The organism is Microbulbifer mixtoriginis (SeqCode) (assembly GCF_052467705.1).
In genome coordinates this window covers 975,001-987,127 of record NZ_CP174322.1, presented here as the reverse complement: position 1 = coordinate 987,127, position 12,127 = coordinate 975,001, and the positions used below count along the sequence as shown (strand labels likewise).

Below are 12,127 nucleotides of genomic sequence, written 5' to 3'. Positions count from 1 at the left end.
TCATTAAAGGCGAACTTTCTATGAAAATAATCGGGTATTTTCTTATTGGCTCCCTCTTCGGTCTGATGGTATCGGGCAGCCCCGCACTGACCGCCCAAGCCAACCCCCACGCCGGCCACAACGGCGATCAACATCCGGTCATAGAGATACCCGTGCATATAGCCGTACCGAGAATTGAACTGGACATCAGAAGAGATAGCCTGTCCGGTTTCAATTTACATATCGGCTACGACCGCTTCGAACTGGAATCCCCCCGCTACGCCAACAATAAGCCACAGCGTTTCCTCGAGGGGCACGCACACCTCTACATCAATGGGGAAAAAATACAGCGTCTCTACGCCGCCGACGTGCATCTACCCGAAAAACTGCTGAAGCCTGGCTTCAACCAAATCACAGTGACTCTCAATGCGCACGACCACAGTACCTGGAGTCTCGGGGGCAAGCGGGTTTTGGCAACACTATTTATTCAGCGCGACAGCGACAACTTTGTCCTGCACCATTTTTCCACATCGCCTTTATCTCAGGGTGAAAGGAGGGAAGAGAGTAAGAAGTCACAAGATTTAGCGCACATTAGCCAGTAAGCCGCTGGAGGTTTTCCCGCTGTATTTATTCAGCACGATTTTTCGCAAAGTACCTGAACTGCTTTGTATTCTTGGTCATAAACAGCAAGTAATTGGTCACTGAGATTGCCTCCCCTTTTGCTGTAAGTGTACGCTTGGAGAATCATCCGAACGGGCAAAGCCCAAAATGGTGGAACGGGAGAGTCCGCTATACCCACTGTCCGTAGGAAGGACTGCAAAAAAGATGTCGTTAAATATTCGCAACAAACTCAGCCTGGCTTTTTTACTCACCACGGCGATTACTGTCGGTGGTATGTTTGTTTTTTTCCAGTGGAGTTTCAGCCACGGTTTTCAGGCTTATATGCGTGCACAAGAGTTGCGCGATGTGGAAGGACTGGTCCAGGCACTGGAAAGCTTTTACCGTCGTAAGGGCAGCTGGAAATCTCTAGAAGCGAATGGCTCCAAGTGGATTGACCTGCACAGACAAACAATCTTTCGTCGCTTCGATCGCTTACCGCCACCCCCACCACCTGATGGCAGGCCACCGCGAGGCATGTTCGGGCCAGGCCATCGCCCGCCTATGGGTAACCGCTTGGGGCCACGCCTAAGCCTTTTTGACAGTGAAAAGCGACTCGTAATTGGTCGACCAGCACCGGAAAAAGAATTGCTCTATCAGCCAATTAAAGTAGCAGATAAAACTGTTGGCTACCTCACTATCAATCCACCGCCCGAGCTCTCCAATAATTATGAACAGGGTTTTATCCGGGAGTTATCCCGCACTTTTGCGCTGATCTCCATCGCCACTTTTCTCGTTGCCCTAGCCATTGCCCTGCCCCTGGCCTGGCAGCTGGTACGCCCTATCCAACGCCTGGCCGAAGCCACCCACCGCCTCACTTCGGGAGATTATAAAACCCGAATTGATATCGAGCGGCGCGACGAACTTGGCCAGCTGAGTGCAGACTTCAACCGCTTGGCGGCAACCCTAGAGGCCAACGAGCACGCACGCAATCGCTGGATGGCCGATATCTCCCATGAGCTGCGCACTCCACTGGCAGTACTCAAAGGGCAAATTGAAGCCCTGCAGGATGGTGTACGCACCGCCACACCGGAAAATCTCAATATTTTGCACGATAAAATTCGCCAGCTCAGCCGCTTGATAAACGACCTCTATGAGCTTTCGCTATCCGATGCCGGGGCCTTGAACTATTGCAAATCCGACCTCTCATTGGGTCCATTGCTGATCAAGGTAGTTGAGGATTTTCACAGTGCCTTTGCCGAGAAAAAAATCGATTTGCAATTGCAGTGTGAGTTGGCCGAAAACAAACTAATTTACGCTGATGAGGCACGTCTACAACAATTGTTTGGCAACCTCCTCACCAATAGCTTGCGTTATACCGATAGCGGTGGCCAACTTAAAATACATGCCCGCGCGGAAGCGCAAACGGCTATTATCACCTTTGCTGATTCCTCTCCGGGAGTCACCAGTGCAGATATGCCTCACCTTTTCGATCGTCTCTATCGCACCGAAGTCTCGCGCAGCCGAGAAACCGGGGGGGCGGGCCTGGGGCTGTCGATTTGCCAGAATATTGTCCAAGCCCACGAGGGCAGTATTTCCGCTGGCCCGTCTCGTTTGGGCGGCCTGGAAATTAGTATTTATCTCCCTCTCAGCGAGAAGATCAAATGGTAGGAATAATGGGCGCAAGGATTTTAATTGTCGAAGATGAAATAGAACTGGCCAACTTGCTGCTGGATTACCTTGAAGCAGCTGGCTATCAGGCCGATATACTCACCAATGGCAATGAGGTCATCCCCCATGTCGAGGCCCAACCCCCAGACCTGATTTTGCTCGATCTGATGTTACCGGGGAAAGGCGGATTGGAGATCTGCACGGCAATCCGCCGCTACAGCAACGTACCGATTATTATGCTGACCGCCAGAATTGAAGAGGCTGACCGCTTGCGCGGCTTGGAAATTGGAGCGGACGACTATGTGTGTAAACCCTATAGCCCCAGGGAAATCGTGGCGCGGGTCAAAGCCGTTCTGCGTCGTACGCACAGCTCCGAGCAACAAAAACTCGGGGAGATCCAGCTGCAGCGTAACACTGGTCAACTGTTGATCGGGGGCCAAGACGTGGGCTTAACGGCCCTGGAGTTCCATCTCTTCGAGCTTCTCTACAGTGAGCCGGGCCGTATTTTTTCCCGAGAACAAATCATGGATCGTATTTATTCCGACTACCGGGTAATCAGCGATCGAACTATCGATAGCCACATAAAAAAAGTGCGCAAGAAAATTGCGGCCTTGCTGCCGGATAAAGAATTAATCCATTCAGTTTACGGTGCGGGATACAAATTTGAGGTGCAGTAATTATTACGGTGTAAACGCATAGTACTCTGTATTTTGATAGAGCCGCAAAAGAGATGCTGGGAGCTGAGCTCCCAGCGATCAAATTACAAAGCCTCGGTGGCTTTCTGTAACCAGGAAGCCGTTTTTTCATTCACCAGAGGCGTAATGATCTTCCGCACACGCTGGTGGTAACAGTTCAACCATTGCAGCTCTTGCGCGGTGAGAAGTGTAGTATCAATCAGACTCCGATCGATCGGCGCCAGCGTTAATTCCTCAAACTGCAAAAAACCTTGGTAATCCACACTCTCTTTTACAAACACCAGATTTTCAATACGAATACCGTATTGACCGGTGAGATAAAAACCCGGTTCATTGGAGAGAATCATACCGGGCTGTAACGGGGTATTGGTAACCGCTTTGCCGATACGCTGTGGCCCTTCGTGCACACTTAGGAAACTACCAACACCATGACCTGTTCCGTGGGCGTAATCCAAGCCGGCATCCCATAGAGATCTACGTGCAATCGCATCGATCTGCTCTCCACAGGTGCCCTGCGGAAAGCGTAGGGTAGCGATGGCAATATGTCCTTTGAGCACACGGGTAAAGTGCTCTCGTGCAAGTGCAGGAATTTCTCCCAGGGCCACTGTACGAGTCACATCCGTGGTGCCATCCGGATATTGAGCGCCCGAGTCGCACAGGAAAATTCCCTCAGGAGCCATCGGCAAGCTCGACTCCTCGCTCACCCGGTAGTGCACTATGGCACCATTGGAACCATAGCCCGAAATAGTTTCAAAGCTATTGCCGCGAAAGCCTTCGCGCTGCTGACGCTTGCTGTAAAGCAGCTTCACCGCAGCCAGTTCATCCAAACCTTCTGCCACTGCAGTGGGCAGTTCGGCTAGGAATTCACACAGCGCTGCACCATCGCGCTCATGCGCTGCCCTGGAGCCCGCCAGCTCTACGGAATTTTTACACGCCTTGGCCTGGGTCACAGGGTCACGCTCCAATAGCAATTGCAAATCCAGAGCGCGTAGCTGCTGCAGAGTCCAACAGTTACTAATTGTGGGGTCTACCCAAATCCTGTTCACGTGGCGGCGGCGCAGACCTTCAAACAACTGGCCCTTCTCGGTTACCACCATCACTTCCCGATTAAGGTGCTCCAAAAGCCCCTCACCAACTGCCGGTTCGGCCAGATACAAAATTGCGCTGCCATCTCTGAAGAGCACTCCACTGGATAGTGCTACAGGTAAATGGGGAATGTCGTCTCCACGAATATTGAACAGCCAGGCACAGCTCTCGGGATTTGCCAGCCACAGAGCATCTACACGCTTTTCGGCGAGAAGAGTGGCGATGCGCTGGCGCTTTTCACTGGAGTGCTCACCAGTAAACACATAGGGGTGGGGGCAGGCTTGGCCACAGGGAGATGCTGGCCGGTCGAGCCAAATCGTATCAATGGGATTCTGTTCCAAGGGCTTTAGGGCAATATCTCGTTCACCCAAATACTCTTTCAACAGCGCTAACCCCGGGTCCGTATGCAGGCGAGGATCAAAGCCCAGAGACTGACCCGAGCGCAGCTGATCACCCACCCAACGGGCAATAACCTCGCTATTTAGATCCTCCAGGGCTATGGGCAGGTCTCCCAATTGCTGCTGGCCTTGCAGGGTATAGCGACCATCTACAAAAAGAGCAGCTTTATCCAGGCCAATCACCGCCATGCCCGCAGATCCAGTAAAGCCAGTAATCCAGGCCAAACGCTCATCTGCTGCGGGCACATATTCATTCTGATACTCATCGGCGCGGGGAACCAGGAAAGCCTCCACGCCCTGTCGCCGCAACTCCTCCCGCACTCGCTGTAATCTTTCCTGACTCATACTTCCCCCATGGTTTTCCAGCACCCGAGCCACTTCTGCAGCCCCATGCTTAGTCACTGTTCTTTGTGATGACCTTGACTCGACTGAAAAGTCGAATTTATTCAAAAAGATGTTCTGGAGTGCCAGCAGTGCTGGCAGCTCCGCCTATTGACACTGCCGAAATGGTTTTTATGCCCCAATTTCAGAGACCAATTTCGCAGTATACCCCACCCTTGTATCAGCGCCGGCGTGTATAATGCAGACCTGTTTTTATTCCGAATATCGAGTGATCGAATCTTAAAATATGGGCCAGAGTTCTTCCCTGGCGGGCTACGCCGGCCGCCGCACCTTCGCTATCATTTCCCACCCGGACGCCGGTAAAACAACCGTGACCGAAAAGCTACTTTTATTCGGAAATGCCATTCAGCTGGCAGGTTCGGTTAAAGGGAAAAAAGGTCCCCACGCGCGCTCCGACTGGATGACCATGGAGCAGGAAAGGGGTATCTCCGTCACCTCCTCGGTGATGCAGTTCCCCTACAAGGAGCGCACGGTTAACCTGCTCGACACCCCCGGGCACGAAGACTTCTCCGAAGACACCTACCGAGTACTCACTGCGGTCGACTCTGCGCTGATGGTGATTGACGGCGCCAAGGGTGTCGAAGACCGCACCATCAAATTGATGAATGTGTGCCGACTGCGTACCACGCCGATTCTCTCCTTTATCAACAAACTGGATCGGGATATTCGCGACCCCATCGAAGTGATGGATGAAATTGAAGAAGTCTTGAATATCCAAGCCGCCCCCATCAATTGGCCACTGAGCTCCGGTAAAAATTTTAAAGGGGTATACAACCTCTACACCGATACAATTCACGTATTTACTCAAGGCCAGGGTCACACAATTCCCGACGATATCCAGATCAAAGGGCTCGACTCCGTTGAGGCCGATGAGCTACTCGGCGAATATGCCGAGGACATCCGCGAGGAAATCGAACTGGTACGCGGCGCTACCCACGAATTCAATCTGGAAGCTTATTTAGCTGGCGAACTGACTCCGGTATTTTTCGGCACAGCGCTTGGTAATTTTGGCGTACGTGAAATGCTCGATGGATTTGTCGAATGGGCCCCGGGCCCTCAGCCTCGCGCCACCCAGGAGCGCCAGGTAGAGCCAAACGAAGAAAAGTTCTCCGGTTTTGTGTTTAAGATTCAGGCCAATATGGACCCCAAACACCGCGACCGTATTGCCTTTATGCGCGTCTGTTCCGGTACTTATAGCCGTGGCATGAAAATGAAACATGTACGCATCGGCAAAGATATAAAAATTGCCGACGCCGTAACATTTATGGCTGGCGACCGAACCCACGTGGAAGAGGCTATTGCCGGCGATATTATCGGCCTGCACAACCATGGCACTATCCAGATCGGAGATGCCTTTACTGAAGGTGAGTCTCTAAAGTTTACCGGCATTCCCAATTTCGCCCCGGAGTTATTCCGTCGTATTCGCCTGAAAGATCCTTTAAAACTAAAGCAACTGCAAAAGGGCTTGCAGCAGCTCTCCGAAGAGGGCTCTACCCAGGTATTTTTCCCACTGGATAACAACGACATTATTGTCGGCGCCGTCGGTGTCCTGCAGTTTGAAGTGGTCGCCTATCGCCTCAAGGACGAATATAAGGTGGAAGCCATTTATGAAAATGTAAATGTAAATACTGCTCGCTGGGTGGAAAGCGAGAGCGTGAAAGAGTTGGAAAACTTTAAACGCAAAGCAAGTACCAACCTTGCCATAGATGGCAGTGGACACCTGACCTACCTAGCGCCTACCCGTGTGAATTTGCAGTTGGCGGAGGAGCGTTATCCAGATATTCGCTTCTACGCCACCCGCGAGCATTAACTTGGGTGGACGTTTCCTGAAATCGCTTGTCAGTTCCAGGATGTTTGAGCAGTAGACAGAGAGATCAATAATGAGTCAGCAGAAAGAATTACCGGAAGAAATGCCCCGCCTAGGCAACGGCCTGACCGCTGCTATTGGTAGGCTGCTGATCCGGCTGATGGGATGGCGCCTGGAAGGTACCTTCCCTCCGGAAAAAAAAGTGATGGTGGCCCTGGCCCCGCACACCTCCAACTGGGACTTTGTCGTGGCCATGCCTTTTATCATGGCTTATAGGGTGAAAATTTCCTGGCTCATGAAGAAGGAAGCTTTTTTCTTCCCCTTTAAAAATCTCTTTATGTGGCTCGGTGGTGTGCCCACCAATCGTGGTTCTGCAGGGGGCATCGCCAAACAGGTAGCTAGGCAATACCGCAATAACGAAAAAATGTGGGTCGGTATAACTCCCGAGGGAACTCGCAAGAAAGTCACTAAGTGGAAAAGTGGCTTCCTGCGAATTGCTTATGCTGCCGAGGTACCAATTTTACTGGTTGCCTGGGACTTTTCTCGCAAGCGTTTCTGCCTGGACTCCCTCTACCATCCCACTGGAAACCTGGAAGAGGATATGACGGAAATCCAACGTCGCTTCAGTAAATACCAAGGGTTCCACCACAATATGCAAACCGATCTCTTGGAGGGCAGTGATTCCTCCCGTGATAGAATTCAGTAGCGATTTAACCCTTAGCACATATTTGATACTCGCCGCGGTGGCTTTCACCGCTGGCTTTATCAACGCCATCTCCGGCGGCGGAGGCCTGCTAACCCTGCCCGCACTCTTATGGGCTGGCCTCCCCCCCCTAGATGCCCTCGGCACTAATAAATTCCAGGCCGTTTTCGGTACTCTCTCATCCAGCTTCAACTATTTTCGAAAAGGGCACTTACAACTGAAACCCCAGTGGCCGGGCTTGATAGCGGCCGTTTTTGGCTCCGCTCTGGGTACCTGGGCAGTCACCAAAGTCGGGGGAGACATACTCGATACACTACTGCCGATATTAATTATCGGCATCGCCCTCTACTTCGCATTTTCGCCGCGAATTTCTGATATTGACTCTAAATCCAGAATAAGTCCTGGGCTATTTAACATTCTGATTGGTGGTGGGATTGGTTTTTATGGAGGTTTTTTTGGTCCTGGAATAGGGGCCTTCTATGCCCTGGCATTCGCCGCTCTACTGGGTTACAACATGCGTAAAGCCACGGCATCAAGCAAACCGTTGGTATTGGCCACCAATATCACCTCACTGGTTATATTTATACTGGGCGGATACTTTTCACTGATAGTCGGTATCACTATGGCGGGCACCCAGATTATCGGTGCAAGATTAGGATCTAACCTGGTTATTTCCCATGGAGCCAAACTGATTAAGCCTGTAGTTATTCTCGTTACTATGTCCATCGCGATAAAATTACTGCTGGAGCCCTAGAAAGTGACCCTGTTCCTCACTCTGCTGCTGTCCTTCTGTGCTTTTGTCATTGTGATCTGGACATTAATGCATCTGCGCACTCCGCGATTTCGTATGGACAGAGCCAGCTTTATTAAAGGCCTGGAGGATGCCATCACCGGCCAGGCTAGCGAGAGTGAATGGCGTGCCCTAGTGGCGATACCAATGCGCCATGATCCTGAGTTGGAAGCAATGCGACTCAAGTGTCTCGAAATAGAAGAGCACGAGTCCAGTGATCACTCGCCCTATTTATTTACCGAGAAGGGGCTGGAACAACTGCGGCATATTCGCAGTAGGCTACTTATCAACACACCTAACAAACAACCTAGATCTTGAGTCAACGAGCTTTAATCAAGGATAAACATATGTTTAAACCACTACTGACCCTCACTGGGGCCTTTATTGCAACTACAGCGATCAGCATCGCCCAGGCGAAGCCACTACCCCAGGAAGATCTGTCCGTGGCAGAAGTATTGCGTGATCGCGCCCTGGCTTCTTCCGATGCCTATAGCATCGTTGAATCCTTGACGGTAGAAGTAGGCCCCCGTCGCGCAGGTACGGAAGGTGATCGGCGTGCAGTGGCTTGGGCCCAGGAAAAAATGAAATCCCTGGGGTTCGATCGGGTTTATACAGAGCAAATTGAAGTACCCCGCTGGACACGTGGACATGCCCACGCCCAGGTGGTTTCGCCCTACCCCCAACCACTGGTGGTGTCTTCCCTGGGCTATAGCGTAGCAACCCCCAAAGGTGGCCTTACTGCGGAAATCGTCGAGTTTCCCGATGTTGAAGCCCTACTGCAAGCCTCCCCTAAACAGGTAAAAGGGAAAATAGCCTTCATCAACAAGCGTATGGAAAAAGCTCGTACGGGTGAAGGCTACGGCCCTGCAGTGCAAGGGCGCAGTAAAGGTATGCGTGCAGCCGCTAAGAAAGGTGCTGCCGCACTGCTCCTAAGGTCCGTGGGCACAGACTCTGACCGCTTTGCCCATACCGGCATGATGTCTATTAATGATGTCGAAAACCCAGTTCCCGCACTGGCACTGTCAGCCCCGGATGCCAACCTTTTAGAAGCCATGTTGAAACGTGGCAAGCCGGTAGAAGTTAAGCTCGATATAGATAATCAGCGTCACAGTGATGGCCCGTCATTTAACGTTATTGGAGAAATTACTGGCCGCGAGAAACCCGAAGAAGTCATGATTATTGGCGCCCATCTGGATTCTTGGGATGAAGGTACCGGAGCGCTGGATGATGGCGCCGGAGTCGCCATAGTAATGGAGACCGCTCGCCTGATTGCCGAGCTCCCCAAGCGTCCTCGCCGTACCCTGCGCGTAGTTCTCTTCGGCGCCGAAGAAATTGGCCTGGTCGGTGCCAAGCAGTATTTAGATGCACATCGTCACGAGCTGGATAATATTATTGCCATCTCTGAGTCTGACTTTGGCGCAGGTAAGATCTGGAGATTTGATACTCGTTTGCCTGAGAGTAAATTCGATATTGCCGACCAAATGATGCAATTACTAGCACCTCTCGGCATCGAGCGCGGACATAACAAATCCTATGGCGGACCAGACAGTAGTGTGTTTGTCGCCGAAGGAGTCCCTGCCTTCGGTCTCTACCAGGATGGTACCGACTACTTCGACTACCACCATACCCCTAACGATACCCTCGATAAGGTGAAGCCAGAGAACCTGCGCCAGAACGTCGCAGCCTGGGTAGTGATGTCCTTCCTTGCCACCGAGATGGAAGATAACCTCGGCCGAATTCCCTCAAAAATAAAAGAGTAAACTAAGCACCTCACAACCACGACAAGAGCCTCCTCAGTGGAGGCTCTTTATACCTCACCTGCCAACTACCCTATTCGTACCATTCTCCAAGTTACCCACAGCACCAAGGCATATTTCTGTTTCCTGCTGATGACCATTCCATTAACAGGCTGTTACTAACAGAATCCATGGATAGAGCTGTGTATAACTCAGGGATATCCACCCTCAGGCCCCTGTTTCCGTGGGGGCCTTTTCAGCGGGTAAAAAAACACCAGCCATTTATCCACTTTCCAGCGCTTGGCGTTATTAACAGAAAGTCTGGATAGACTTGTGCATAACTGCGGTATATCCGCGCCAGGCCCCGTGGTTGCACAGGTTCATTAAAACGTGCAAAAAATCACCGGTATTTTTATTGGTATTTCTGCGCCGTTTTTTTCAACGCAATGATTTTTCTAGGTTAAAGAGCACTTTTTAATTTCAGGTGTTTTTTTGGTGGTGCTTGAGGTGCAGATTAAATAAAGCGCGTTATTTTTTTGTATTTCCATTTTTTCCTTACAGAAAAAATTTAAGAAAGTGCTTTATTTATAGGAGGGAAGGCTCCTCGGAGCTTTTTAGAGCCTGCGCTTTTTTCATTGGCTTTTAGCGAGTTGGATTTTTCGGCGGGAGTGTTGCGAGTAAAAATTCGATTGGGCTTTTTATTTTTCTGTATTTTGAATTTATTTTTTATTCTCTGTGTTTATTTTTTTATGCATTCAATTTTTTTGTACATAAAAAAAGGGCCACCCTATTGGGTGGCCCTTTTCGGATTAGAAGCCTGACGATGACCTACTCTCACATGGGGAAGCCCCACACTACCATCGGCGATGTTGCGTTTCACTTCTGAGTTCGGCAAGGGATCAGGTGGTTCCACAACTCTATTGTCGTCAGGCAAACTGGCTTGGGTTGGCATTGGTCTTATAAGCAATCTGCTTGGCCTGCCGTGTTATCGCTGTTTGCCTCGGTCTGTTGACCGGCGATAACCCCAAATAAGTCGGTAAAACAATCTGTAGTAATACACCGCAAGCGATCATTGTGTGTCTTTCATTCCACAATCCGCTAGCTTAGCTAGTCGTTAGTAACCATCTCTGTTGTATGGTCAAGCCGCACGGGCAATTAGTACTGGTTAGCTCAACGCCTCACAACGCTTCCACACCCAGCCTATCAACGTGGTAGTCTTCCACGGCCCTTTAGGACTCTCAAGGAGTCAGGGAAATCTAATCTTGAAGGAGGCTTCCCGCTTAGATGCTTTCAGCGGTTATCCCGTCCGAACATAGCTACCGGGCAATGCCACTGGCGTGACAACCCGAACACCAGAGGTTCGTTCACTCCGGTCCTCTCGTACTAGGAGCAACTCTTCTCAAATTTCCAACGCCCACGGCAGATAGGGACCGAACTGTCTCACGACGTTCTAAACCCAGCTCGCGTACCACTTTAAATGGCGAACAGCCATACCCTTGGGACCGGCTTCAGCCCCAGGATGTGATGAGCCGACATCGAGGTGCCAAACACCGCCGTCGATGTGAACTCTTGGGCGGTATCAGCCTGTTATCCCCGGAGTACCTTTTATCCGTTGAGCGATGGCCCTTCCATACAGAACCACCGGATCACTATGACCTACTTTCGTACCTGCTCGACATGTCTGTCTCGCAGTCAAGCGCACTTATACCATTATGCTCATTGCATGATTTCCGACCATGCTGAGTGCACCTTCGTACTCCTCCGTTACTCTTTGGGAGGAGACCGCCCCAGTCAAACTACCCACCATACACTGTCCTCGATCCGGATAACGGACCAGAGTTAGAACCTCAAACATACCAGGGTGGTATTTCAAGGACGGCTCCACAACAACTAGCGTCGCTGCTTCAAAGCCTCCCACCTATCCTACACAAATAGGCTCAAAGTTCAGTGCAAAGCTGTAGTAAAGGTTCACGGGGTCTTTCCGTCTAGCCGCGGGTACACTGCATCTTAACAGCGATTTCAATTTCACTGAGTCTCTGGTGGAGACAGCGTGGCCATCGTTACGCCATTCGTGCAGGTCGGAACTTACCCGACAAGGAATTTCGCTACCTTAGGACCGTTATAGTTACGGCCGCCGTTTACCGGGGCTTCGATCAAGAGCTTCGCCGAAGCTAACCCCATCAATTAACCTTCCGGCACCGGGCAGGCGTCACACCCTATACGTCCTCTTACGAGTTTGCAGAGTGCTATGTTTTTAATAAAC

9 protein-coding genes and 2 rRNA genes (1 of these 11 cut by a window edge) are annotated in these 12,127 nt (G+C 51.0%); 8 read left to right on the top strand and 3 right to left on the bottom strand.

The window, feature by feature from the left end; all coding sequences use genetic code 11:
- Positions 1-20: 20 nt before the first annotated feature.
- The 3 genes from ACJJIB_RS04465 (at position 21) to ACJJIB_RS04455 (ending at position 2,924) form a co-directional block, all read left to right on the top strand.
- A complete protein-coding gene (locus tag ACJJIB_RS04465) occupies positions 21-581 on the top strand; it encodes a hypothetical protein (RefSeq protein WP_444888000.1) in 561 nt (186 codons plus the stop codon).
- Between the two features lie 223 nt (positions 582-804).
- A complete protein-coding gene (locus tag ACJJIB_RS04460) occupies positions 805-2,247 on the top strand; it encodes an ATP-binding protein (RefSeq protein ID WP_444887999.1) in 1,443 nt (480 codons plus the stop codon).
- A gap of 5 nt (positions 2,248-2,252) precedes the next feature.
- Positions 2,253-2,924, top strand: a complete 672-nt coding sequence (locus ACJJIB_RS04455) for a response regulator (RefSeq protein WP_444887998.1) — start codon at positions 2,253-2,255, stop codon at positions 2,922-2,924.
- A gap of 83 nt (positions 2,925-3,007) precedes the next feature.
- Here ACJJIB_RS04455 and ACJJIB_RS04450 read toward each other — a convergent pair whose 3' ends face one another.
- Positions 3,008-4,771 carry an aminopeptidase P family protein gene (locus tag ACJJIB_RS04450; RefSeq protein ID WP_444887997.1) on the bottom strand — a complete coding sequence of 588 codons (1,764 nt, stop codon included), beginning with the start codon at positions 4,769-4,771 and terminating at the stop codon, positions 3,008-3,010.
- A 283-nt stretch (positions 4,772-5,054) separates the two neighbouring features.
- Between ACJJIB_RS04450 and ACJJIB_RS04445 the strand changes: the two genes are divergently transcribed.
- The 5 genes from ACJJIB_RS04445 (at position 5,055) to ACJJIB_RS04425 (ending at position 9,888) form a co-directional block, all read left to right on the top strand.
- Positions 5,055-6,638: a peptide chain release factor 3 gene (locus ACJJIB_RS04445; RefSeq protein ID WP_444887996.1), complete on the top strand. Its 1,584-nt coding sequence runs from the start codon at positions 5,055-5,057 to the stop codon at positions 6,636-6,638.
- A gap of 70 nt (positions 6,639-6,708) precedes the next feature.
- Positions 6,709-7,341: a lysophospholipid acyltransferase family protein gene (locus tag ACJJIB_RS04440; RefSeq protein WP_252084477.1), complete on the top strand. Its 633-nt coding sequence runs from the start codon at positions 6,709-6,711 to the stop codon at positions 7,339-7,341.
- Positions 7,313-8,092, top strand: a complete 780-nt coding sequence (locus ACJJIB_RS04435; protein ID WP_444887995.1) for a TSUP family transporter — start codon at positions 7,313-7,315, stop codon at positions 8,090-8,092. The genes ACJJIB_RS04440 and ACJJIB_RS04435 overlap by 29 nt, the downstream gene beginning before the upstream one ends.
- Positions 8,093-8,095: 3 nt before the next feature.
- Complete coding sequence (locus tag ACJJIB_RS04430) at positions 8,096-8,446, top strand: hypothetical protein (RefSeq protein WP_444887994.1); 351 nt, start codon at positions 8,096-8,098, stop codon at positions 8,444-8,446.
- Positions 8,447-8,475: 29 nt separating this feature from the next.
- Positions 8,476-9,888, top strand: a complete 1,413-nt coding sequence (locus tag ACJJIB_RS04425) for a M20/M25/M40 family metallo-hydrolase (RefSeq protein ID WP_444887993.1) — start codon at positions 8,476-8,478, stop codon at positions 9,886-9,888.
- Between the two features lie 791 nt (positions 9,889-10,679).
- Here ACJJIB_RS04425 and rrf read toward each other — a convergent pair.
- Positions 10,680-10,795: ribosomal RNA gene (gene rrf / locus ACJJIB_RS04420) — 5S ribosomal RNA — on the bottom strand.
- 203 nt (positions 10,796-10,998) lie between these two features.
- Positions 10,999-12,127: ribosomal RNA gene (locus ACJJIB_RS04415) — 23S ribosomal RNA — on the bottom strand; it runs 1,751 nt beyond the window's last position.

Coding starts and splice junctions, on each gene's coding strand:
- ACJJIB_RS04465 (WP_444888000.1), top strand. CDS start 21: ATGAAAATAATCGGGTATTTTCTTATTGGCTCCCTCTTCGGTCTGATG.
- ACJJIB_RS04460 (WP_444887999.1), top strand. CDS start 805: ATGTCGTTAAATATTCGCAACAAACTCAGCCTGGCTTTTTTACTCACC.
- ACJJIB_RS04455 (WP_444887998.1), top strand. CDS start 2,253: ATGGGCGCAAGGATTTTAATTGTCGAAGATGAAATAGAACTGGCCAAC.
- ACJJIB_RS04450 (WP_444887997.1), bottom strand. CDS start 4,771: ATGAGTCAGGAAAGATTACAGCGAGTGCGGGAGGAGTTGCGGCGACAG.
- ACJJIB_RS04445 (WP_444887996.1), top strand. CDS start 5,055: ATGGGCCAGAGTTCTTCCCTGGCGGGCTACGCCGGCCGCCGCACCTTC.
- ACJJIB_RS04440 (WP_252084477.1), top strand. CDS start 6,709: ATGAGTCAGCAGAAAGAATTACCGGAAGAAATGCCCCGCCTAGGCAAC.
- ACJJIB_RS04425 (WP_444887993.1), top strand. CDS start 8,476: ATGTTTAAACCACTACTGACCCTCACTGGGGCCTTTATTGCAACTACA.